Origin of the sequence: Stenotrophomonas sp. Sm2128 (assembly GCF_030985535.1) — a bacterium.
GTDB classification, from domain to species: Bacteria; Pseudomonadota; Gammaproteobacteria; order Xanthomonadales; family Xanthomonadaceae; genus Stenotrophomonas; species Stenotrophomonas maltophilia.
In genome coordinates this window covers 43,111-64,185 of sequence record NZ_JAPTFQ010000014.1, presented here as the reverse complement: position 1 = coordinate 64,185, position 21,075 = coordinate 43,111, and the positions used below count along the sequence as shown (strand labels likewise).

General features: G+C 66.2%; 24 protein-coding genes. 4 read left to right on the top strand and 20 right to left on the bottom strand.

Annotated features, from left to right (window positions below; all coding sequences use genetic code 11):
• Nucleotides 1-2: 2 nt before the first annotated feature.
• From O0K41_RS06410 to O0K41_RS06315, 20 genes are all read right to left on the bottom strand, one after another.
• Nucleotides 3-2,465 carry a phage tail tape measure protein gene (locus O0K41_RS06410; RefSeq protein WP_164221325.1) on the bottom strand — a complete coding sequence of 821 codons (2,463 nt, stop codon included), beginning with the start codon at nt 2,463-2,465 and terminating at the stop codon, nt 3-5.
• A 120-nt stretch (nt 2,466-2,585) separates the two neighbouring features.
• A complete protein-coding gene (locus tag O0K41_RS06405) occupies nt 2,586-2,876 on the bottom strand; it encodes a phage tail assembly protein (RefSeq protein ID WP_005408325.1) in 291 nt (96 codons plus the stop codon).
• Between the two features lie 81 nt (nt 2,877-2,957).
• On the bottom strand, nt 2,958-3,461 hold the full coding sequence (locus O0K41_RS06400; protein WP_049451090.1) for a phage major tail tube protein: 504 nt from the start codon (nt 3,459-3,461) through the stop codon (nt 2,958-2,960).
• Between the two features lie 2 nt (nt 3,462-3,463).
• Nucleotides 3,464-4,666, bottom strand: a complete 1,203-nt coding sequence (locus O0K41_RS06395; protein ID WP_005412458.1) for a phage tail sheath C-terminal domain-containing protein — start codon at nt 4,664-4,666, stop codon at nt 3,464-3,466.
• Nucleotides 4,667-4,772: 106 nt separating this feature from the next.
• Nucleotides 4,773-5,432 carry a hypothetical protein gene (locus O0K41_RS06390; protein WP_049451089.1) on the bottom strand — a complete coding sequence of 220 codons (660 nt, stop codon included), beginning with the start codon at nt 5,430-5,432 and terminating at the stop codon, nt 4,773-4,775.
• Nucleotide 5,433: 1 nt separating this feature from the next.
• Nucleotides 5,434-7,539, bottom strand: coding sequence for a hypothetical protein (locus tag O0K41_RS06385; RefSeq protein ID WP_049451088.1), 2,106 nt, complete (start codon nt 7,537-7,539; stop codon nt 5,434-5,436).
• 7 nt (nt 7,540-7,546) lie between these two features.
• Nucleotides 7,547-8,095, bottom strand: coding sequence for a phage tail protein I (locus O0K41_RS06380; RefSeq protein ID WP_239503529.1), 549 nt, complete (start codon nt 8,093-8,095; stop codon nt 7,547-7,549).
• Between the two features lie 223 nt (nt 8,096-8,318).
• Nucleotides 8,319-9,215 (bottom strand): baseplate J/gp47 family protein, encoded by an 897-nt coding sequence (locus O0K41_RS06375; RefSeq protein WP_308304458.1) that lies wholly within the window; start codon nt 9,213-9,215, stop codon nt 8,319-8,321.
• Nucleotides 9,216-9,217: 2 nt separating this feature from the next.
• Nucleotides 9,218-9,556 carry a GPW/gp25 family protein gene (locus O0K41_RS06370; RefSeq protein ID WP_005408332.1) on the bottom strand — a complete coding sequence of 113 codons (339 nt, stop codon included), beginning with the start codon at nt 9,554-9,556 and terminating at the stop codon, nt 9,218-9,220.
• Between the two features lie 52 nt (nt 9,557-9,608).
• Entirely contained in the window at nt 9,609-10,199 is a 591-nt protein-coding gene (locus tag O0K41_RS06365) for a phage baseplate assembly protein V (RefSeq protein WP_012479303.1), read from the bottom strand.
• Nucleotides 10,196-10,750 carry a hypothetical protein gene (locus O0K41_RS06360; protein WP_024956107.1) on the bottom strand — a complete coding sequence of 185 codons (555 nt, stop codon included), beginning with the start codon at nt 10,748-10,750 and terminating at the stop codon, nt 10,196-10,198. The genes O0K41_RS06365 and O0K41_RS06360 overlap by 4 nt, the downstream gene beginning before the upstream one ends.
• A 352-nt stretch (nt 10,751-11,102) precedes the next feature.
• Complete coding sequence (locus O0K41_RS06355) at nt 11,103-11,480, bottom strand: hypothetical protein (RefSeq protein WP_049451086.1); 378 nt, start codon at nt 11,478-11,480, stop codon at nt 11,103-11,105.
• Nucleotides 11,477-11,962, bottom strand: coding sequence for a glycoside hydrolase family 104 protein (locus O0K41_RS06350; RefSeq protein ID WP_049459412.1), 486 nt, complete (start codon nt 11,960-11,962; stop codon nt 11,477-11,479). The genes O0K41_RS06355 and O0K41_RS06350 overlap by 4 nt, the downstream gene beginning before the upstream one ends.
• The gene (locus O0K41_RS06345; RefSeq protein WP_005408337.1) at nt 11,959-12,309 is read right to left on the bottom strand and encodes a hypothetical protein; all 351 of its coding nucleotides are present in this window, start codon (nt 12,307-12,309) and stop codon (nt 11,959-11,961) included. The genes O0K41_RS06350 and O0K41_RS06345 overlap by 4 nt, the downstream gene beginning before the upstream one ends.
• Entirely contained in the window at nt 12,306-12,734 is a 429-nt protein-coding gene (locus tag O0K41_RS06340) for a helix-turn-helix domain-containing protein (RefSeq protein ID WP_223846372.1), read from the bottom strand. The genes O0K41_RS06345 and O0K41_RS06340 overlap by 4 nt, the downstream gene beginning before the upstream one ends.
• Nucleotides 12,735-13,089: 355 nt before the next feature.
• Nucleotides 13,090-13,473 carry a hypothetical protein gene (locus O0K41_RS06335; RefSeq protein ID WP_033835195.1) on the bottom strand — a complete coding sequence of 128 codons (384 nt, stop codon included), beginning with the start codon at nt 13,471-13,473 and terminating at the stop codon, nt 13,090-13,092.
• 152 nt (nt 13,474-13,625) lie between these two features.
• On the bottom strand, nt 13,626-14,264 hold the full coding sequence (locus O0K41_RS06330) for a hypothetical protein (RefSeq protein ID WP_049451083.1): 639 nt from the start codon (nt 14,262-14,264) through the stop codon (nt 13,626-13,628).
• Between the two features lie 41 nt (nt 14,265-14,305).
• A complete protein-coding gene (locus O0K41_RS06325; RefSeq protein WP_024956102.1) occupies nt 14,306-14,533 on the bottom strand; it encodes a hypothetical protein in 228 nt (75 codons plus the stop codon).
• Nucleotides 14,534-14,607: 74 nt separating this feature from the next.
• Nucleotides 14,608-14,883, bottom strand: a complete 276-nt coding sequence (locus O0K41_RS06320) for a hypothetical protein (protein ID WP_049451082.1) — start codon at nt 14,881-14,883, stop codon at nt 14,608-14,610.
• The gene (locus O0K41_RS06315) at nt 14,884-17,220 is read right to left on the bottom strand and encodes a VapE domain-containing protein (protein ID WP_164221321.1); all 2,337 of its coding nucleotides are present in this window, start codon (nt 17,218-17,220) and stop codon (nt 14,884-14,886) included.
• Between the two features lie 488 nt (nt 17,221-17,708).
• Here O0K41_RS06315 and O0K41_RS06310 point away from each other — a divergent pair, with 488 nt between their 5' ends.
• The 4 genes from O0K41_RS06310 (at nt 17,709) to O0K41_RS06295 (ending at nt 21,073) form a co-directional block, all read left to right on the top strand.
• Nucleotides 17,709-17,933 carry a hypothetical protein gene (locus O0K41_RS06310; RefSeq protein ID WP_005408344.1) on the top strand — a complete coding sequence of 75 codons (225 nt, stop codon included), beginning with the start codon at nt 17,709-17,711 and terminating at the stop codon, nt 17,931-17,933.
• An 11-nt stretch (nt 17,934-17,944) separates the two neighbouring features.
• The gene (locus O0K41_RS06305; RefSeq protein ID WP_012479313.1) at nt 17,945-18,199 is read left to right on the top strand and encodes a hypothetical protein; all 255 of its coding nucleotides are present in this window, start codon (nt 17,945-17,947) and stop codon (nt 18,197-18,199) included.
• Nucleotides 18,200-18,409: 210 nt separating this feature from the next.
• Nucleotides 18,410-18,805 carry a DUF2946 family protein gene (locus tag O0K41_RS06300; RefSeq protein ID WP_049451080.1) on the top strand — a complete coding sequence of 132 codons (396 nt, stop codon included), beginning with the start codon at nt 18,410-18,412 and terminating at the stop codon, nt 18,803-18,805.
• A 129-nt stretch (nt 18,806-18,934) separates the two neighbouring features.
• On the top strand, nt 18,935-21,073 hold the full coding sequence (locus O0K41_RS06295; RefSeq protein ID WP_164221319.1) for a TonB-dependent receptor: 2,139 nt from the start codon (nt 18,935-18,937) through the stop codon (nt 21,071-21,073).
• The last annotated feature ends 2 nt before the right edge of the window (nt 21,074-21,075 follow it).

The window sequence follows — 21,075 nt, the reverse complement described above, 5'->3', positions numbered from 1 at the left end:
GCTCAGTTCCTGTCTGCCAGGCCACCACGAGCGGCAACCGCGTTGCGACGTTGCAGCTCATCGGCCGTGCGGCGCGCCACCGCTTCGCTGGATTCGCCTGGCTGCTGGTGGATGGTGATGTGGTTGGTCTGCTGCTGCTGCACCGTGGTGGCGCTGCGCGGGGTGGGCGAAGGCATGTCCGGTGCGGCACGCCCGGCCGGCGTACCAAAGGCATTCGGCATGCGTGGCTGCACACTGGCGCTGTGCATGCTGGCGGGCGCCAGCATCACCGGAGGCAGCTGTATGCCGCCGTTTGCGCGTATCGCGCCGTAGGCATCAGCCGCGGTGTTCACACCAAGCGCGATCTTGTCCTTGGCGGTGCCCAGCACGCCCCCGACCTTGTCCATGATGGTGCCCACCACCTCCATGAAGGGGGCGATCTTGGCCATCATCGTGTCGATCACGCTGCTGACCTTCGCTGAAACCCAGTCCCAGGCACTGCCGAAGGTGACGACGATGAATCCAGCCACCGTGCCGATGACCTCACCGATCATCCTGAAGACCTCGGCGACGAAGCCAGCGACCTGGATGACGGCGCGGAAGTTGAACATCAGCGCTTCGCCCACCAGCTTGCCGATCTCGCCCACGCGGGAGAGTTCGTTTCCGGTGTACTGCGCCGGGGCCAGCATCCGCGACAGCCAGTCCCAGGCCTGTCCCAGCAGGGCACTCACGGCCTCCCAGGCCGGACGCAGCGGCGCAACGGCATTCATCAGCTCTCCCATCGCGGAGGTGCCCGCGCTGCTGAGACCTTCCCATACACCGCTCAGGAAGGCCTTGATCGGCTCCCAGTACTTGCGGACAAGCAGGGCACCGGCAGTGAGCGCGGCCACAGCTACCGCGATAGGGCCGCCACCAATGGCGCCCACTGCGGTGGCGACGACGCGGAACACCGAGGCGATACGCATGGCCATCGGGCCGAAGCGCCCCAGCTGGGCCAGCAGGTTGCCGGCACGGAACAGCTGGAAGACCTTCTGCACACCCAGGATCGGACCCTTCACGAACGTCCAGGCGTAACGGGCACCCAGCACCGCACTGCGCATGGCGAGCATGCCCACCACCACCTTGGTGGTATTGGCGATCAGCTTCGGATTCTCGGTCACGAAGGTGGTCACGCCGTTCAGCAGTTCGGTCAGCTTCACCGCCGCGTCGCCGACCGCGGGCAGCAACGCCGCACCAAAAGCCTTGGACAGGTTGTCCACGGCGATCTTCGCGCCCTGGATCTTCTCCGGGTCGGTCTGCATGGCATTGGCATACGCCGCATCGGTGGTTCCGGCAGAGCCATTGAGCGCCTTGTCGCGGATCCGGGTGTACTGATCCCAGTTCTGGATCATCGGGCCGATGAAGTTCTTCGCCTGTGCATCGCCGAACAGCTTGCCGATCTTCTGCTGATCGCCGGCCGTGGCCTGGATGATGGCCTGCATCGCAGCGTCGAACGGGTTGCCACCGCTGCTCTGTGCGTCGCTGATGACCTTGCGCAGGTCCAGGCCGAATCCCTTCTTGGCCTTGGCCTGCAGCTCGGGCGACATGATCGATGTCATGAAGCCCTTCATCTGGGTGGCTGCCTGGTCAGCGCCGCCCGCGGACCGGCGCGTGGCTTCCAGTGCCGCGCCCATGGTGGCCGCTGCTGCGTTGCCCTGCAGCTTCAGCGCTTGGAACGACGTTCCCAGCACCGGCATTACCTTGGCCATGTCCTTCAGCCCCAGCCCGCCCTGGTGGCTGCTGACGACTAGGACATCCAGCGCCGACTGCATGCTGGCAGGGTCGATGTCGAATGATTGCTGCAGGCCCACGGCGGCGCTGGAGACGTCGTCGATCCCGGTACCGGTGACGGTGGCGGTGCGGCCGATGGCGCGCAGGCTGGTCTGCGCCGACTGTGCATCCATGCCGGCGTCGACCAGCAGCCGGATGGCGCGCTGCAGGTCATTCGCCTTCTGGTTGGTGTTGCCGGTCTCGGCCAGGATCGTCCTGCCCAGTGCTTTGACCTGGCCGTTGTCCAGGCCCGCTGCGCTGCCGATCTGCTGGTTCTGGCGGGCGAAGCTTGAGGCGTTCTCGACCGGCTTGGCCAGCTGGGTCACTGCGCTGCCGAGCAGGGTGCGTGATTCCTTGAAGGAGGTTCCCAGCTTCTTGCGGTTACGCAGATTGGTGGTGCTTGCCTTCTCGATGCGCTCCAGGCCGGTCTGCACCTTGCGCAGGCGATCGCCCTCGCTGGAGAGCCTGGCGTACTCCTGGCGCAGCCCGGCAACGTTCTGCTTGAGCTTTACCAGCGAGGGGTTCGCCTTGCTCATGGAGCGCTGCTTGCGCTCCAGCCTGTCCAGTTCGCTGCCGATCTTCTTCAGTCCGTCCTCGGTGGAGGACAGTGCGGACTTCAGCGAGCCCGAGATCGAGCCACCGATCGTGATCGTTGTCGTTTGAACGTTACTCGCCATGTACCGGCAATCCTTGTATCCACCAGATGAACTTCGACACCCGCAGCGTCATGATTTCGCGCAGGCCCCAGCCGGTATGGCCGGCCAGGGCGAGCACTCCCTGCCTGATCTGCGGCAGGGTCAGGTGGTAAAAAGCGCGACTCCCGACTGCAGGCGGGCGTAATCGCGCAGCGGCAGCTTGCGCAGGTCGTCCGGCGGGATCTCGCACAGGTTGGCGATCATCCGCACTTCACGCTGTGCATCGCTGCCCTTGTCGTCCTGGAACCGCTCCATGTCTTCCACGGTGGGTTCGCGCATGCGCAGTACGGCGGTTTCCACGCCATTGACCTGGCGCGGGCGGGTGAGGGTGACTTCGGCATAGCCATCGCGTTCGATGACGTGGTCGTTGGTGGTCTTGGTCTTGCTGGACATGGATGTGTTCCTGGAAATCGAGGGAGCGCGATGAAGGCGGGGGCGCGAGGCGCCCCCGGTGCTGTGGAGACGCGTGCGGGGTCAGATGCCCAGGGCGCTGCGCAGGCCGGCCAGCATGTCCACGCCGTTCTGCTTGGCGATCATGTTGACCACGTCCAACTCCTGGACGACCAGCGGTCCGTGGGTGAGCTTGTAGTAGCTCAGTGCGAGCGAGATCTTCACCGTGCCCTTCTCGCCGGACTTGGATTCGCCACGATCAATGGCCTTGACCTTGCCGCGCATGTTGTGGATCACGGCGGTGATGCTGCCGTCGCTGGACTCCAGCGCCTCGCGTGCGGTGAAGGAGTACTCCTTGCTTTCCACCACATGGAACTTGCCCATGATGTCCGGGTCATCGGCGATGAGGACAGCCTCGGCTTCAAGCTTCTCGTGGCCCAGGGTGATTTCGGTCGGGGCGAACATGCCACCCGCCTGGAAATCCTCGGTCTTCAGCGTCAGCTTCGGAGCGGTGAAGGATTCGACGTTGCCGGCATAGCCCTTGCCGTCGACGTAGAAGTTGAAGTTCTTTCGGACGTTGCGCGCCATGCTTAGAAGATCTCCGAGACGTAGTTGTTGTTCATGTGCATGCGGAAGGTCAGCTGCTCACCCGGGTAGGTCGGAGTGAAGTCGAAGTCCCAGTAGAAGCGGCCCTGGGCCACGCTGTCCGCTGCGTTCAGTTCCGGGTCGATCCAGCAGTTGCCGCCGAGGATCGCGCCCTGGGTCTTCAGGCCGCGCAGGAAGGCATTGACGCCCTCGCGCACGTCATCGACGTAGGTCTTGCTGATGCCGCGGTCGACGGCCCACAGGTGGGCGGCTTCCAGGCTGTCGGCGATGATGTCGGCGGTGCGCACCACGCACAGGAACTGCCACTTCGGATCGATGCTGGTGGTGCGGTTGCCCCACAGGCGGAAGCCCCCTTCGCGGATGACCGTGGCCACGTTGGCCTGGTTCAGCAGGTTGGCGCGGCTGGTGGCATCGGACAGGCCGAAGTCGATCGCACGCGCGGTACCGACCACGCCGTTGAGTTCCAGGTTCGACGGCGACGCCCACCAGCCGCGCTCGTTGTCGCTGCGGGCGATGGCACCGGCCACGGCACCGGAGGCATGGCGGGTGACGATGGCATCACCGGACTGCACCAGCAGCGCGGGGTCGACCACGTAGACGCGCTTGGAGCCGGTCAGGGCGGCGGTGGACTTGGCAGCGTCGTCGTTGCTGTTCGGGCCATCCTTGATGATGACCGCGCGCAGCTTGTCGGCGATGCCAAGCAGCTCGGCCACGACCGGGTTAGCCAGCACGGCCTCCGGCTTGGCCGGATCGGCTGGGTGCACATGGGTGAAGCCGGGTGCGACCAGGATGCGCGGCTTGACGCCGACGATGGACTTGGCGGCCAGCAGCGCATGCACGCCTTCGTAGGCGCCGGTCTGGGCGTTCACGCCGCCCAGCACGTTGGCCAGGGTGGCGCTTTCATTGGCACCCTTCTCGACGCGGACGACAACGACGACGGCACTGGACTGGTCGAAGATCGTGTCGAGCGCACCGGGCAGGGTGCCGGCATCGGTGCCGGTGGTCGCCGACAGCTTGGCGGCCTGCGACGGCGAGGTCACCAGTACGGGCGTGTTGACGGGGAACGCTTCGGTGTCGGCCAGCGGTGCGGTGCCGACGATGCCGATCACGCTGCTGGAGGCGATGGCAATCGATCGGGCACCGGTATCGATGTTGACGACCTGTACGCCATGGAGAAATTCGGTCATTCGGGGTTCTTCCTCGGTGTGGGTGTGTGCCGGCTTGTGCAGGCGACGGGGTAATGTTCGGAGAATGTGGCGGTCGCGATAATTGCAGCGGTGGCCCGCTGTGCAATCAGTACCAGCCCGAAACGGCGACGTTGGCGTATACGGTTGAAACCTGAGCGGGGCTACCGGAACGACGGAGATGAACGGCTATCTCAACCGTGATGCTCTCGTACATGGAAGATGCCGCAGGAATGCTGATGGATACGGTTGCCGAGCGCGATGTCGCAAGTGAGGAGAATGACGGTGCGCTTGTGCTGAACGAAGCAGCCCCTGTGTTGCTGGCCGTGAACTGCACTTCGTACTGGCTGGGGTTTGCACCCGCCGGTGCCCAGCGACCGGAATCCACCTGGGCGGTGGCATCGTTGCCACCGCCGTAACTGTTGCTGTGGACGGTGAAGTTGCCGTCGGACAGCAGGCTGATCTGCACCGACGCCGTGACATCGCCGAATGAGTTTGTTTTGGCGCCATTGCCGGCTGAGTAGTCCTTGCCATGGAAGGGCGGCCGGTAGCTTGCGGTGCCCCGGGCCGCCCACAGGTTGGACACGTCCATTCCGTTGATGCGATGGCCTACGTCGGCACGCTTGCTGCCGTACTGGATGTGGGCATAGCGGCGGCTCAGGTCGGTGCCCGCCAACCTGGAGCCGCAGTCCGCAGCAAACGGACCCTCGGCGTAGGGATCGAACAGATCGTCAAAGTCGACTCCACCAGAGGCATAGCCTGAAGGCATGTCAGTTCCCTCCCTTTAGCGACCTGATCTCCGCAGCCAGTTCCTGGATGGCGCGAACCAAGACAGGAATCAGCTGCGACTCCTGGATCGACGGCACTTTCTCACCGCGGTAGTCGACGGCATTCTCGAAGACTGCTTCGGGTACGATTTCGGAGAGCTGCTCTGCAATCATGAAGAGTCGGCATCGCTCATCGTTCACGAAATCCGAGTTGTACTGGCCGAAATAGGTTTCAATTTTTTCGATTTCCGCCAGGCCGTAGCTCAGGGGTGTCAACGGATGGTCCGACTTCAGCTTGCGCGACGAAGGACGGTTGAATCCCGCCGGAGCTTCCACGACACCTGTCTTCGAAAGCCAGAAGGACTGCCCATAACCCGCGAACGTGAAGACCCGGTCGCCGTCGGTGCTGTCACCGTGGAAGTCGATGTAGCCCTGCGTCGTAGCGTCGACCTCACGGTACAGACGCCACCGCGCGGAGGACCATCCATTTGCACCATTTACGGTCCGTAGCAGCGTTGCCTTCATGCCGTCTGCATTGCCGCCGTGTGGAATAACGCAGTGCAGGGCGGTCTGGCTGTTCCACAATCCGGTCCCGAGCGGTGGGGAGGCAAGCACGGTGTACCCGACGCCGCCATCCACGGTTACCTTGGCTTTTCCGTTGCCTCCAAGCAGTGCAAGCGAGCCGTTCGCATTTCGGTTGACCAGAAAGCCATTGCGGTCGGTGCCGGTGTTGAGACCGGCACCGATCTCGAGGTTGGCGACATCCAGGTTGTCGTCATAGAGCGAGATACGACCTGCGGCATTGCCTCGCATCCGAAGCGGACCGGTCAGGTCTCCGCCGGTGATACTGAGCTTCTTGCTTGGATCGAAATTGCCGCTGGTCCAGACAGTTCCGCCTGCATTGAGCGTAGCGGTGTACGCCCCTTCCAGATTGCGGAAAGTGAACGTGGATCCGGACTTGAAGAGATAGCTGTCACCCGTGCCGAAGTAGACGACACCATCGGTCGCGGTACTGCCCCAGCCGGACAGGCGCAGGGAGTTGTTGGAAATGGTGACGGTGCCACTGAAGGTGCCGCCACTCTTGTCCATCTTCGCTTCAGGCGCGAAGTTCCCGGCATGCCACATCGGCGAGCCGTTCCAGCGCGGCGTGTCGCCATGCTTGATGGTGATTTCGCTGCTGGCACTGCGGTCCGCGCTCCATACGCGCCACAGGCTGGAATTTCCCCAGCCGCCAATGAAGGACTGCTCGGCACCGGCGGCACCGAAGCCCAGCAACGGATACGTGCCGCTGATGAACTGCTGGTCGGTGAACGTGTTGCCGCCCCTGGACGCCTTGCCATCCAGTGCCGACTGCAGCCCGGTCACATCGGCAATCACATGCTTGTGGCCCACGGTGGCGAAGTCACCGGCCAGGGCGAACTCGGAGGCGTGCTTGCCGTCCAGGGTGTCGGCGTCCAGGCCGTTGCCATGCCCGGTGTCCTTCAGTGCGGCGCTCTTCAGTTCCAGCGCGGTGCGCGCCGCCGCGGTGCTCGCCGCAGACAGCAGCGTCTTCGCCAGCGCGGTCGGGGCGCTGGCGCCGAAGCGCTTGTCGGTGTACGCACGCACGCCACGCGGGGTCACCACGCGCTGGGTGTCGGTCGCATCTTCGACTTCGGTGCTGGTGGCCAGCTCGACCACGCCGACGACCTCGGTGGTGGCCGGTGGATAGAGGAAGCCGGCATCACCGAACTGGATCTGCGTCGTGTCGATCCCGCTGAAGCGTGTGTCGGTGGCCAGCAGCAGCATCGATGCGGCCGACTTCTCCATGATCGGATCGGCCTGGCCGTAGCTGGCAAACAGGGTGCCGTCGGCCAGGTACAGGCCGAAACCGCGCAGCGTGTAGGAGGTGGCGCTGTCATCGCGGATGGTGACGTGCACGGTGTCATCGCCCACGGCCTGGCCGCCGAAGGTGGCGACGCGCTTGATCTCGCCGGGCAGTGCGGTGAGCCCCGCCGACGGCACGAAGGCAGTCGAGGTCAGGCCGATCTGGGTGATCAGGACGGCGTTGGTGCCGGTGTTCGGCGGATTGACCAGCTTGGCGAAGCCGGCATCGGTGATTTTCAGGCGCATGCGGGGGTTACTCTCCGATCAGTTGAAGGCGGCGGAAGGCCGTGGCGTGGGCGGCTGCAAGTGCGCCGACGGCGGCGTCGGCCTGCATGCCCTGGGTAAAGGTGAAGTGCGAGCGCACCGGCTTGGTCCGGGTGATTTCGCCGATGACGTCCTCCACGAACATCGCCGTGGCGGACTGGCCATCCTGGTTGGCGATGGTCATCACCGCTTCGAAGGTGTGCGGCGCGCCCCTGGGCTGCAGCTGCCACCACTCGCGGATGAGCACCGAGCCGCCGAAGGCGGCCACCACGTCGCGCACGCTGCCGGCGGTGCCCTTGCGGCGCTGGATGGCGATGGCCGTACGCACCCGGGCGCGCTTCACGGCTTCGGGCCAGTAGGCCTTCCATTCGTCCACCGACAGCGCCCAGGCCAGCCAGGGCAGCAGTGCGGTCGGACAGCGGTCGGCATCCCACAGCGCGGTGATGTCCACCGGCAACGGACGTGCAACGATGGCGCGGGCAAGCGCGCGCTCGGCATGGGTGGCGTTGGTGGGTAGCAGGTTTGCCGCCGAGGGCACCACCACCTGGGCGTCACCATCGATGACCTCGCCGGGCGCCGGTGCAGCGGCCAGGGTGACCCTGCTGCCCTCGATGACGCTGCCCTGCAGCGGCTGCCGCCCCCGTGCATCGGTGCGGTACACCGCCTGCAGGCTCGCCAGCGCGCCGCCGGGGTGGCGGAAGGTGCGGTTGCGGCCATCGATCGCGCCGCGCAGCCGCGCGTTGATCAGGCGCGTGCTCGGCTCATTCATCGGTGCCGCCGTGGGTCAGGGTCACGCCGGCGCAGTGGGTGGCCTGGGTTCGGTCCACCACCACATCTGCAGCCGGATGGACGATCTCCACGCGCTGCACGCCCTCGGCATGCAATGCGGCGAACAACCCCGAACGGGTGACATCGCGGCCGAGGCGATGTGACTCGCTGATGTAGCGGTCCAGGCGGGTGCGCGCTTCGGCAAGCACGACCTGCGAATCCGGGCCGGCAAAGGTGAACAGCGTGGCGTCGACCGAGTAGGTGACGATCGTGGCCGGCTTCACCAGCACATGGTCGGTCAGCGGTCGCACGTCATCGGCGCTCAGCTTCGCCTCGACGATGTCCAGCAGGCCCTGGGTGGCGGTTCCATCCGCTTCGCGCGACAGCACCGAGACCACCACTTCGCCGGGGGCGGGACTGGTCGCACTGGCGTCGAGCACGCGCGGGTCGGCGCTCAGCGCATGGAATACATTGGCACCTTCCGGCCCCGCCACGCTGAACCCTTCCGGGCCCAGCTGGATGCGGCGGCGGAAGTCCTCATCGCTCTCATATCGCGGTGGAATGCCTTCCTGCGGCCTGCCCGGGTCGAGCACCTGGCGGGCGACGCCGAAGATCGCGGCGAGGTGGTCCAGGTCGCTGCCACCGGCATAGGCCAGCATCACGCCACGCGCGGCGTCGTTGACACGCTGGCGATCGAGCAGGCGCAGGTAGGTGCAGACCTCCAGGATCTTGAAGGCCGGGTCCGACGGCAGCAGCGCGTCGAAGGTGGGATCCAGGGCCTGCAGTGCGGTCAGCGATTCATCGAACATGGCTTCGAAATCGAGCACTTCGATGACCGCCGGTGCAGGCAGCTGGGACAGATTGACACTGGTGAACGAGCCGGATGCCACGGTTAGCGAACCTCGATTCCTTCGATGGTGATGGCCTCGCCGTCCGGCAGGTGGATCCCGGTCACTGCCAGGATCATCACGCCGGGGGCGGGGAGGGAGACGTCGACGTTCTCGACGTGGAGACGCGGTTCCCATCGCGCCAGCGCGTCGACGGTGGCCGCGATCAGGTCCATGCGCAGCGAGCGGTTGGTCGGCGCATCGATCAGTTCGAATACGCGTGAACCGTATTCGCGGCGCAGTACGCGGGAGCCAAGGGGCGTGGTGAGAATGTCACGCACGGACTGGTGGAGATGGGCGAGCCCATCCAGTGATTTGCCGGTGTTGGCGTCGATTCCTCGCATGGCCTCTATCGTCGTGGAGTGCGGTTTTTCAGGGCATTGCAGGCGTGGCCGCTCAGGCCTGGGCCGGCGTGGTCGGGGCGGTTGGGCCCTGTGCGGTGTGCGTGTGTGCCTTCAGGCCGATGGCGCCGGCCTTGACTTCGCCCGGTGTGCTGATGTCCTTGCCGGCGCTGATCGCGCCGCTGACATCCAGATCGCCGGTCGCCTTGATCGAGGGTGTATCGAGCACGATCGATTCGCTGGCGATCACCTGTGCATTCGCGCAGGTGACGATGACCTTGCCGCTGCCGACATGGACGTTGAGCGTGGTGGTTTCCTGGTCGTACTCGACGCTGCTGCCGTCGGCGAACTCGGTGCGCTGCCGCAGGCGCGAGTCGGCCGGCGGCGGAAAGCGGTCCTGGTACAGGCTGCCGAGTACCAGCGCCTGGCCGGGGTCGCCATAGGGGCACGCCAGCACGACCTGCTCGCCCGGTTCGGGAGCGCACCAGCTGCGCATGCCCGGTCCGGCGCGGCGCTCCAGCCAGGGAATCCAGTCGGTAAGCATCCCGTCGGCATCGACGCGAACGCGCCCGTTCGCCTCGTCCAGTTCGCGTACCACACCGATCATCAGCAGGTTGCCGATCAACCGCGCGTGTTCGGCGCTCATGGTGCGCGCTCCGGCAATGGCTGGTAGCGGGACTCATGGACGCGGCCGATCTCCGGCGCGAAGCTGTAGCACGCCTGCGGCACCACGCCGCCAGCGTCGTCCCAGGGGTTGTCGCCCAGCGCGACCGGCAGTGACCACTCGACGATCCAGGTGCGCAGGCCCGGCTGTGCCGCCGCGGGGTCTTCCGGCAATGCTGCAATCACATCGATCGCACCGCTGGCAACGCCGGGGAAGCGGCCGAGCTGGTGCAGCCAGGTCGCCAGGGCGAGGGCCGCGTTGCGCAGCTGCAGCGCTGTGGTTGCATCGGTCGCCGGCAGCGCAATGCGCGCTTCGAAGCGAAGCGTGGCCTGCAGCAGGCCACTGCCATCATTGTTGTCCCTGCTGCGGTCACAGCGGGTCATCGCCAGCAGGCAGGCCGGCAGGGGCATCCCCTCAGCGTTGGCGTCGCGATGGAATTCGACGCTTGCAAACCCCGGAAAGCGTGCGCGGATTGCGGCTTCGATCGCAGCAATCAGCGGATCGAGCGTGGGAGGGAAGGAATCGTTCGCCATGTCAGCTCATGCAGGGAAGGGAAGAAGGGCGTGGCCCGTGCGGCGCGCGCGGTCTGCAGCCAGTGTTGCCATCACCGCGGTGGGGTGGCATTGCAGGCGTGACCGTATCCGGCAGGCTCAGTGCGTGGGAGTGGCACTGCTGCCGCAGTCGGCGGGTGCTGCCGGCGCGGCGCCATTGATGGTGATGCCGCGCTGGCTGCCGAGGCTGCACAGCAGCGCACTCAGCTGGTCGGCAAGCGCGTGGTACTGCTGTGCGACCGCAACGTGATTGCGCAGCAGCGCGTCATCGCTGGCTGCGTGCAGATCCGGCAGGCGGGGTGGGGGAAGCAGCTGGGCAGGTGCGATGCTGAGGTCAGCGCGGCAGGGCGTGGCCGGCGTTGGCCTCGCGCCAGATGCGCACGAACTCAGCGTCAGCGTCGCCGCGATCACGACCAGGAGTCTTGGCATGGGTCTTGATGTCCCGTTGCAGGGTGTTGAACTGTTCGGTGTGCCGGGCCTGGTGGGCCAGGCGCTGTGATTCGGCCTGCGCGCCTGCGGCGCTGTTGGCGAGGGCCTGCTGGTGCGTGCGCTGGACTGCATCGGTGCGGGCCTCCTGCTGCGCTGCCCGGGTGGTGGCAACGGCAAGGTCCGCAGTGCGGTCGCGCAGGGTCCATCCCAGCCAGGCGCAGCTCGCGTGGCTGCCGGCAAGGACCAGCAGCCCGATGCCCAACCTCAGTGCCGCAGGCGTCACTGCAGGGCTCCGCCGGCGGCACGGTACGCCGCGCGCAGTGTTTCCAGTGCGTGCTCCTTCTGGCCGTAGCCGGCGCCCGGCAGCGATGCCCAGATGCGCCGGGCCGCAGTGACGGCGGCATCGAAGCGGCCCAGCCGGATCAACTCGTAGGCACCGCATTGCTTGAGCAGCGCCACGGCCGCGCGGTCCTGCGAAACCGGGCCGAAGTCAGGCAGGCCCAGTCGCGCGCGCAGGTCATCCCAGGTGCTGCGCAGGAACTGGTAGCGGCCGGCGGCGCTGGATTTGATGCCATAGCGTGGCAACGACACCAGCACGCGGGGATGGTCGCGGTAGTCGGTGAACAGCTGGCCACCGACGATGACGTCGTAGCCGCGGTCACGCGAGCGCTGGCTGGGTATGTCGGTGCCTTCGGACACCGCCAGCATGTCCAGGAACGCAGCAACGTTGGTGCCACCGAGGGCGCTGGCTGCAGCGGCTGTCATGCGGCGGCCCCCGGCTGCTTGCGAACCAGGTTCAACAGAGCGTCTATCTGTACGCTCTGCTGGGCGATCTGTGCACGCAGGGCGCTGACTTCACCGCGCAGCTGCCCGATCTCCTGGGCCATTGCCTCGCGCTCGTGCATCAGCCCATCGGCGCGTGTACGTTCGGCCGCGAGCTGTTCCTGCAGGGTGCGCAGGGTGTTGCTGGTGGCTTCATCGGCGGTGCGGTCGACCTTGGCCGACGACAACCACTGGCGCAGCCACAGCGACACCGCGATCAGCACGCCCGAGGTCCCGCCCAGGTACTTGGCCCAATCCGGCACGCCGGCCAGCAGGTCGCTCTCGTTCATGCGCGTGCGTATCCCTTGAGCAGGGCCGGGTGGACAGCCGGTGGCAACGCGGTGCGCGCACCGCGCAGGGCGCGCTTGATGGTGGTCTGTGAGACGCCGAACTCACGCGCAACATGGTCGCGTGGCATGCCGCTGGCGACCGCGCGGGCAATCTGTTCACGGCGTTCGTGCGCGCCGGCAGCGAAGCAGGATGCCAGGAACAACAGTTCGCCGCCGAAGTGCGCGACCAGCCGCTGGGCGACGTCGTGGCCAAGGATGTCGATCAGCCGGTGCTGGTCGGGCAGGGTGGAGGGTACGTAGACGATGACGCGGTGACGGCCGGTGGTGCTGGAGGTGGTCGGCGGCCAGGCACGCACCAGCGTGAGGGCTGCGGATTCGCCGATGACCTCGGCCAGGGTCTGGATGCTGTCGGGCAGGGCGTTCATGGAGGATGTCTTCAGTGGCATTGATCTCCACTGTTGCCATCCCGCATGACCAGTCAACACCTTTCATCTACTTTTATATCGGTGCGCTGAAGACGTTCAGTCGTGCGTGAGGAGGGGGGAGGAGCACGACACGCCTGCTTGCAGTGAGCCGAATCCGCTTGCTCTGGCCGCTGGTGTTTTCCTGTACATCCGTACTCGTTGTCCTCACCTGGCAGGAACAGAGGCAGATCAAGGGGATGGGGCAGGTACAGGGTGAGGACGGCCACCTGCCACACAGCCTCATGCGCCGTGTACTGGCCGGAAACGAAAAAGCCCCGGACGATGCCGGGGCTTCAGGACTGCAGGGGGCGCTGGATCAAAGATCGAACACCAGGTTGCCGCCGGTCTTGCGGGGGATGTACCCGGCGTCGCGCAGCCAGCGTGCCGCGTTGACCTGGTCCATGCGCTTGACCGGGAAGCGGTTGGCGAACATCAGGAAGCGCGCCACGGTGATCGACTCGCCCTTGCCCTTCAGGGCCGCAAGGGTTTCGACGAACCAAGGCGCGGGCGGCTGCTGGCTGCCCGGGCGGGCCACGGTACGCGTCTGCTGGGCGCTGCCTGCGCCTGCCCGGGCAGTGGCCAGCGTGCACAGCGAGATGAAGATCGCATCCAGGCTCACGATGTCCTTGCTGCCCTTGGGCTGGGACTTGAACAACTCGATGGCCTTCAGGCGCGTCGACGTGAACTGTTCGACCTCCATGGCGTTTCCTCTTTGCGAAATGGGTTGGGGATGCAGGGTGACGACAGGTGTCGTCGGTGATGGGGGATGACCTTACATCATTTTCGCCGATGATGGGTCGGGGCCTGCGCTGGGTTCGGGGGATGGACCGGATGGCGGGCCGGCATTCCGGATCAGATCACACCGCGCGAACGCAGCTGGTCCAGCGATCTGCGGACCAGATCGGCCGGGGTGCTGTCGTTGTCGACTTCGATGTCGACCAGCTCATGCGGCAGCGGCTGCTCGCTGGCATGAGGGTCGCTGCTGCGATGGCCTGGGCGATTGACGCGGATCACGACACCACCACGGCGCCGGATCGCGCGGGCCTCATTGGCGAAGCGGACGTCGGGTACCAGCCCGCCCTCGGGCAGGCGTGCGAACAGCGAGCGTACCCACAGCTCGGGATGGACGCGGTCACGCCCCCACTCGGTACCGGCGGTCTGCATCAGGTGGCGCGGGGTGAGTTCGGCCAGCCAGTCGATGGCGTCCTCCTTGCGGCTGTCCAGTTCGTGCAGGGAGAGCCCGAGGAGGGAGGCGACCAATTGCCGCAGTGGGGCCGCGAAGCTGTCGCATGGCAGTGACAACGCCGACGCCAGTCCATTGGCGAGTGTGTCCTTGCCCGAGCGCTTGCTGCCGGCGATGCCGATGTAGAGCGGCACACGAGAGCGTGGCGCCGGCCGCAGGGCGATGCTGCCCAGTGCAGGGCCGGCACGGAACGCAGCCAGTGTGTCGGCAATCAGGCGATGACCGCTGTCGAGGGAGGCGGGAATCATGCGGAATCTACTCCTGGAGAAATGCGGCAGGTGCCGGAGGATCAGGAATCGCGACCGACGACGCTGCGGGCGCGGAGGATGCGCTGGGTGATGCGCCCTCCCCGGGCCGCTGCGGCGATCGGGTCAAAGCACAACATGGCGGTGCGGGTACGCCGGCCGGCAGCAAGGTGGTCGCGGATGGTCCGCTCGGACAGCACCGGTACCCGCTGGTGGATCTGCTGCACGGTCAGCTGCTCACCTTCGAAGGCATGCAGTCGGGGACGGGACATGGCGGAAGCGCTCCTGGAAGGTGGCGGGCCGATACCGGCATCTTGCCCCTGTAGATGCCCCTAGTCAACACCTTTCATCTACTGCCATCATGGTGCGGTTGGGCGGGCGGGCTGGCGATCCACAGCCGCAATGCCGCTGCTGCCAGGCGCTCACGCTCAACCGGGCCGCGTGCGGCCAGGACACCCTCGAGATACTGTTGGCGGTGCCGGCGCGGACTGACCACCGTCCAGCGCCCGTCGGTGCCCACGCGCCGGTAGCGGTCCAGTTGCAGCAGGCGACGTGCTTCGCAGTGCAGGCGCCAGTCGCCGTTGCTGCTGTCAACGTCGCGACCATCATGGAGGCGCGGCATCTAGAACGGCCCTGCCGCGTGCTCGGCCAGACTGCGTTTGCGCTGTGGCATCAGCCAGACCTTGGCGCGCTCCTTGCCCACCACGCGGGTGCGCACACCATGCCGCTTCACCACGTAGGCGGCGGCCTCGTTCACCTCGCGACGGTTGGGCCTGTCGATGCCCACCGCGATGACGATCTCGGTGGCGCGGTAGTGCGCGCTCCAGTGCTCGGCAGGGAGCGACCAGTCGAAATGACGATCGATCAGTTCGGCGATCGGCGAGATGGGCTCGTGTTCGCTGTTGGTGGCATTGAGCGCATCCAGTTCCTCGGCACTCAAGTGCCAGGTCTCGCCACTGCAGTACAACGCATGGGCCTCAGCCCAGACCTGCTGCATGTCGATCCGCGCCGGTTCGCCCAGCGCCACGGCGTGCACGGTCCACCAGCGGGTGTTGCCGGTGGCATCGCGGAGGAAGCGTTCGTCGTTGACACTGGCAAACAGGATGGTGCGCCGCGCATAGCGGGATTCGGTGCGCGCGTAGGGGCGACGGATCTCGTCATGGCTGCGCGAGATGAATGATTTCAGCGCCGCGATATCGGTACGGCGGAAGGTGGCATCGACTTCGCCCAGCTCGACGATCCATCTGGAGATGACCTGCTTGACGCTGTCCTTGTTGGCCGGATCCAGAACCACCCCGTCGGCGATCAGATGCAGCTCTACCGGCGCCAGCTGCCGCGCCCAGCGTGTCTTGCCCAGGTTCTGTTTCGAAACGAACGTCAGCACGCCGCGCGCGACCACGCCATCGGGCTCAAACGCCGCAGCCACGCCGGAGATCAGCCAGCGCCGCATCAGGACTTCCTTCAGCACGCGGCCGTCGGCCATGTGCGTGGGCTTGGCTTCCTGCACGGTATCGAAGAACGCCTGCAGGCGGGACTGGCCATCCCACGGCCGTGAGGTGATCCAGCTGGCGACCGGGTTGTAGGGATTGGCTTCGGCCACCTGGCACAGGTTGGTCTCGAAGCTGGCGGTGGCCATGCCAGCGCGGTGCATGCAATCCATCACTTCGCCCGCCGCGACCTCCTTGGCGTTGTCCACGGTCGTCTGCAGCCCAGGGACCAGAATCTCCAGATCCTTGCGGATGACGTTGTAGCGCACGGTCACACCGGTACGACGGCACAGCTCGGCCAGGTTGCGGGCGGTTGGCAACGGCCGCCCGCGCGCGTTGGTATCGGGAAACGGGGTGAAGGCATCGAATGCGGACAGGTTGCCCGGCACCTGGTAGCGCGCGCTGGCCGATGACGGCGCATCGTCCAGCGCCACGTCGTCGCCCCCTGCCGGCGGCATGGGGGGCAACAACTGGGCACGCACGGTGTCCAGCCCCTCGCGCAGATGCAGGTCGTTGAAGTCGGTAGGGCGGTCATCGTCGCCATGCAGCGCGGCGAACTCGGGCCAGACCACGCGGGCATCGATGTCCGCGGCAGCCTGCGTGGCCAGGGTGACGCCAGGGTTGTCCAGCGGCTGCCGCGTCCACTGATCGTTGTCGGCACACAGCACGAATGACGCGTCCGGCATGGCGCCGCACCAGGCTCGGGCGACCGCGCCAAGGTTGCCTGCATCCCAGGCCACTACCACGCACCAGCCCGTGGCCTGGTGGATGGATCCGGCGGTGGCATAGCCCTCTGCAATGGCGATCGGCTGGCCGGTAACCGGCTTGCCGATGACATGGAAGCAGCCCTGCTTGCGGCCACCGGAAAGGAAGTCCTTGTCGCGGCCAAGTGCTGGATCCACGCGGGGAAAGATCGCCTGCAACGAGACGATACGGCCCGCGCTGTTCATTACCGGTACCAGCAGGGCGTTGTCGATGTGGCGGAAGACAAGGCCATCGCTGTTGCGCACCGGCCACGGCGCCACACGCAGGCCATGTGCATGGATGCCCTTGCGTACGAGATAGGGGTGGTGGGCATCGGCAGGAATGGCTCGGTTCCACAGCACGTTGGCCGCCTTGGCGGCGGCGTCATCGCGTTCGCGCTGATGCCGTTCGCGCTCGCTGCGGGCCGCCTCCTGGCGTTGCCTGATGGCACGCTGCTCGGCGGCGCTCAACGCGGTCGGCGATTTCGCGCACCAGGCATGGCGGGTGCCGGTCCGCCAGCTGCCGAACTCGCCGGCCGGCACGTGGTCTCCAAACAACACCGCCCAACCATTGCGCGTGCCACGACGGTCGCCTTCCACATGGAAGCGCACCAGCGTGCCATCGGCGTTGAGCGCGTCGCGGCCGCGCGCGTCCGGCACGATGCCGTGCGCGTGCATGGCCTGCAGGAACGCGGGAACGATGTCCTGCGTGGGATGCGGTGTGTGCATTCGACGGAGCCCCTGGGAACGTGGATCGGTCCACGGCGGCCGATGGCGGCCAACGTGCTGTGCAGTACCTGGCGTGCGCAGGCCACGCAGCGGCCGACCGACGCAATGTGGTCAGGATGTGATGGGAGGTGGTGACACGGTCATGGTGTCGGAATGGGGGTTCATTTGCAACACCTTCCAGTACCTTGCATCCCCGGTCGCGAACAGGCCGCCCGTTACTCGTTGGATCTGTGATGACGATCCGCAGATTGCTGTGGTCGCGCCGGTGCGTCGCAGTTGGCGAGAACCGGTTTTCGGATGATGCGATCGCCGTCAACGACGGCCCATCGTTTCTCTCCATCGCGCCTTCGGGCGCCCGTGCACAAGGAGCCTGCATGCCTGAAATCCACTGCAACCACGAACGCCGATCCGCCGCGGAATCCGCGTCGTTGACCGTCGTTGCGGCGTTCTCAACCGGTGCGACCACCCCTCGATAAAATACAACCCGCATGACGGACACCATCGACGAAGCGCAGGAAATGGAAGCGCGCCACCTGCAACGCGCCCTGGCCCAGCACGCGACGCGGGCCAGCAACGTTGCCCCTCTCACTCCCATGGGGGAATGCCACAACCCGGACTGCAGCGAGGACTTCGACAACGATCCGGCAAGACTGTTCTGCGGGCCTGCCTGTGCCGAGCGTTTCGAAGCCATCCATCAACACCGCAACGCATAGGAACAGGGGACATGTCTCTGAACAGCAACGACGCTGGCTTCACCGAACGCATCGCCGGTTTATCGGCCGAGCTCGCCGTGCTGGTGAGCCTGGTGGAGAACCACATCCATCTGCAGCTGGCTGATCTGGCCGACTCGGGTGATGTGGATGCACAGGAGCGATTTGCGGTAGCCGATCCGGAGCGCTGGTTGGAGAACGCCCGCAACAGCCTGCAGGCGGGTTTCATGTTCCTGGAGCGCGCGGTGCAGCAACCGGCGCGGTTCTAGCGATGTGATGCGGGGACGGAAGGGGCCGTATGGGTGCCTTCCGTCCCCCTTGGTGTCATGGAGAGCACTTGCGTCCGTGGCTGCGTCATAACGTCGCACCACCCTTCTGGAAACCCTGAACGTGGTCCAGGGTTGGCGGCAGCCCCGTAGAATGGCGGCGTGCGTCGTTCTGTCCTCCACCGCCGGTTCCAGTCCCTGGCATGGCTTGCCATGCTGCTGGTGCTGCTCGCCCCGTTGGTGAGCCGTTGGCTGGCGCACGGTCACGTGGCTACCGCTGCGCCGGTGGCGGCGATGGACCAGGCGATGCACGCAGAGCATGCGCAGCACGCGATGGAAGGGCACCACGATCATCACGCGATGGCGATGCAGCACGGCGAATCGACGCCGAAGCCAGCTGCCGATCCACATGCCGACCATGAGATGGGCGTGGATTGCGATTACTGCCTGATCGCCGCGCGGCTGATCACCCTGCTGGTGGCCGCATTGCTGCTGCTGGCGCCGATGGCGCCGGTATGCCGCGCGCTGTGCGGTGCGGTGCGGGCGTTGCCGCAACGGATCAGCGGCACATTGGGAGCGCGTGGGCCGCCGGCCTTGATGGCCGTTTGAGCCCTGCGCGCACGCCTTTGGATTGATTTTCCCAAGCTGCCAGGCATGGCCTGGCACGACTGCGTGCGCGTTCCCCGAACTCCCTGAGCTGCCCTGCCACTGCGGGATGGCTCTGCATGCCGTGAACAGATGAAAACCAACCCCAACTCCGCGCACCTGCGCAGGGCGGCGCTGCCTGCGCTGTGCATGTCCCTGCTGCCCGCCGTGCCCGCCCTTGCCGCCGATGCGGCACCCACGACCACGCTGGATACCGTGCGTGTGGTCGACACCCGCAGCGGTGAACTGTCTTCCACCGCCAGCGCCGGGTCTGCGCTGGGCCTGAGCGTGCTGCAGACGCCAGCAAGCCTGACCGTGATCTCGCGCGAACAGCTGGAGCAGCGTGGCGATACCAACCTCAACGATGCGATCAGCCGGGCAGGCGCGATCAGCGCCATGCCACACCCAGGCAATGGTCTGAGTGCGCTGTCCAGCCGTGGCTTCACCGATGGTGCCTCGGTGATGCGCCTGTACGACGGGCTGCGCCAGTACGGGGGCGTGGGCATCACCTTCCCGTTCGATACCTGGTCGATCGAGCGCATCGAAGTGCTGCGCGGGCCGGCTTCGGTGATCCATGGCGACGGTGCGATCGGCGGCGTGATCAACATCGTGCCGAAGAAGCCGACGCGTGGGGCGATCGAGAACGAGGTCAGCGTAACCGTGGGCAGCGAGGACACCGCGCGCCTGGGCTTCGGCAGCGGCGGTGCGCTGACGCCCGAGCTGGCCTACCGGCTGGATGTGAGTGGCAACTACAGCGGTGGCTGGGTTGATCGCGGGCGCAGTAGTGATGCCACCTTCTCCGGCGCACTGCTGTGGCAACCGCGTGCGGATCTGCAGCTGTCGCTCACCCATGCGGAAGGCTATCAGCAACCGATGCGCTACTTCGGCACGCCACTGGTGGATGGCCGCCGGCTGGAGGCGCTGCGCCACCGCAACTACAACGTGGAAGACAGCGACATCCGCTACCGCGACCGCTGGACCCAGCTCGATGCGCTGTGGACGCCGAACGCAAGCGTCGAATGGCGCACGCGCCTCTACCAGATCGACAGCCAGCGCGATTGGCGCAATGCCGAAGCCTACGTCTACAACCGCGCTACCGGCTTGATCGATCGCTCAGGCAATACCGAGATCACCCACGACCAGGACCAGACCGGGTTGACCTCGACGCTGAGGGTACAGGGGAACATTGCGGGCATGGCCAACAGCTTCGCCGTGGGCCTCGATGCCAACCGCGCGCACTTCAAGCACACCAACAACACCTATGCCGGCAGCTCGGGCCCGGTCGATCCGTTCGATCCGGTGCCGGGCCAGTTCACCAGCGACGCACCGAACCTGCCGCGCTACCGTAATCGTGCCGAGCAGTACGCGCTGTTCGTGGAAGACCGCTTGGCGCTGAGCGAGCGCTGGTCGGTGCTGGGTGGGCTGCGCCACGACCGCGCGCGCATTGATCGTACCGATCTGATCAGCGGCCAGAACGCGTTCTCGAAGACCTACCGCAGCACCGGCTGGCGTGCAGGCACGGTGTTCGCGTTGCGGCCGACGCTGAGCCTGTATGCGCAGTACTCGCAGGCGGCGGACCCAGTGAGTGGCCTGTTGATGATCAGCCCGGCCAACGGGGCCTTCGACCTGGCCAAGGGCCGGCAGATCGAGGTGGGCCTGAAGCAGGCCTTCGATGGCGGCGAGTGGACGCTGGCGGCGTACCGCATCCGCAAGACCGGGCTGCTCAGCCGCGATCCGCTGGTGCCGGATCGCCGCGTGCAGGTGGGCGCACAGACCTCGCGTGGCGTTGAAGCCTCCTTGAACTGGAACTTCGCGCCGCACTGGTCGCTCGATGCCAACGCCACGGTGCTGAAGGCCGAGTTCGAGGACTTTCTGGAAACCACCGGTTCGCCGGCGGTGCTGGTGTCGCGTGATGGCAATGTGCCACCGAACGTGGCCGAGCGCCTGGCCAATGTGTGGCTGAGCTGGCAGTTCGCACCGGACTGGAGTGCGGCGGGCGGCGTGCGTTACGTCGGCAAGCGCTACGCCGACAACGCCAACACCTTGGAGCTGCCCGGCTACAGCACCACCGACCTGGCACTGACCTGGCAGGCGGCACCGCGCACGCGGCTGTCGGCGCGGCTGTTCAACGTGTTCGACAAGGCGTACTACGCCACCGCGTACTACACCAGCACGCAGTGGCTGCTGGGTGCGGACCGGCGCGTCGAATTCACCGTCGATCATCGCTTCTGAGG

What these genes read in the sequence shown, in the direction of transcription:
- O0K41_RS06410 (WP_164221325.1), bottom strand. Translation starts at nt 2,465, where the DNA reads ATGGCGAGTAACGTTCAAACGACAACGATCACGATCGGTGGCTCGATC.
- O0K41_RS06405 (WP_005408325.1), bottom strand. Translation starts at nt 2,876, where the DNA reads ATGTCCAGCAAGACCAAGACCACCAACGACCACGTCATCGAACGCGAT.
- O0K41_RS06400 (WP_049451090.1), bottom strand. Translation starts at nt 3,461, where the DNA reads ATGGCGCGCAACGTCCGAAAGAACTTCAACTTCTACGTCGACGGCAAG.
- O0K41_RS06395 (WP_005412458.1), bottom strand. Translation starts at nt 4,666, where the DNA reads ATGACCGAATTTCTCCATGGCGTACAGGTCGTCAACATCGATACCGGT.
- O0K41_RS06390 (WP_049451089.1), bottom strand. Translation starts at nt 5,432, where the DNA reads ATGCCTTCAGGCTATGCCTCTGGTGGAGTCGACTTTGACGATCTGTTC.
- O0K41_RS06385 (WP_049451088.1), bottom strand. Translation starts at nt 7,539, where the DNA reads ATGCGCCTGAAAATCACCGATGCCGGCTTCGCCAAGCTGGTCAATCCG.
- O0K41_RS06370 (WP_005408332.1), bottom strand. Translation starts at nt 9,556, where the DNA reads ATGCGAGGAATCGACGCCAACACCGGCAAATCACTGGATGGGCTCGCC.
- O0K41_RS06365 (WP_012479303.1), bottom strand. Translation starts at nt 10,199, where the DNA reads ATGAGCGCCGAACACGCGCGGTTGATCGGCAACCTGCTGATGATCGGT.
- O0K41_RS06360 (WP_024956107.1), bottom strand. Translation starts at nt 10,750, where the DNA reads ATGGCGAACGATTCCTTCCCTCCCACGCTCGATCCGCTGATTGCTGCG.
- O0K41_RS06350 (WP_049459412.1), bottom strand. Translation starts at nt 11,962, where the DNA reads ATGACAGCCGCTGCAGCCAGCGCCCTCGGTGGCACCAACGTTGCTGCG.
- O0K41_RS06345 (WP_005408337.1), bottom strand. Translation starts at nt 12,309, where the DNA reads ATGAACGAGAGCGACCTGCTGGCCGGCGTGCCGGATTGGGCCAAGTAC.
- O0K41_RS06340 (WP_223846372.1), bottom strand. Translation starts at nt 12,734, where the DNA reads ATGAACGCCCTGCCCGACAGCATCCAGACCCTGGCCGAGGTCATCGGC.
- O0K41_RS06335 (WP_033835195.1), bottom strand. Translation starts at nt 13,473, where the DNA reads ATGGAGGTCGAACAGTTCACGTCGACGCGCCTGAAGGCCATCGAGTTG.
- O0K41_RS06330 (WP_049451083.1), bottom strand. Translation starts at nt 14,264, where the DNA reads ATGATTCCCGCCTCCCTCGACAGCGGTCATCGCCTGATTGCCGACACA.
- O0K41_RS06325 (WP_024956102.1), bottom strand. Translation starts at nt 14,533, where the DNA reads ATGTCCCGTCCCCGACTGCATGCCTTCGAAGGTGAGCAGCTGACCGTG.
- O0K41_RS06320 (WP_049451082.1), bottom strand. Translation starts at nt 14,883, where the DNA reads ATGCCGCGCCTCCATGATGGTCGCGACGTTGACAGCAGCAACGGCGAC.
- O0K41_RS06315 (WP_164221321.1), bottom strand. Translation starts at nt 17,220, where the DNA reads ATGCACACACCGCATCCCACGCAGGACATCGTTCCCGCGTTCCTGCAG.
- O0K41_RS06310 (WP_005408344.1), top strand. Translation starts at nt 17,709, where the DNA reads ATGACGGACACCATCGACGAAGCGCAGGAAATGGAAGCGCGCCACCTG.
- O0K41_RS06305 (WP_012479313.1), top strand. Translation starts at nt 17,945, where the DNA reads ATGTCTCTGAACAGCAACGACGCTGGCTTCACCGAACGCATCGCCGGT.
- O0K41_RS06300 (WP_049451080.1), top strand. Translation starts at nt 18,410, where the DNA reads ATGCTGCTGGTGCTGCTCGCCCCGTTGGTGAGCCGTTGGCTGGCGCAC.
- O0K41_RS06295 (WP_164221319.1), top strand. Translation starts at nt 18,935, where the DNA reads ATGAAAACCAACCCCAACTCCGCGCACCTGCGCAGGGCGGCGCTGCCT.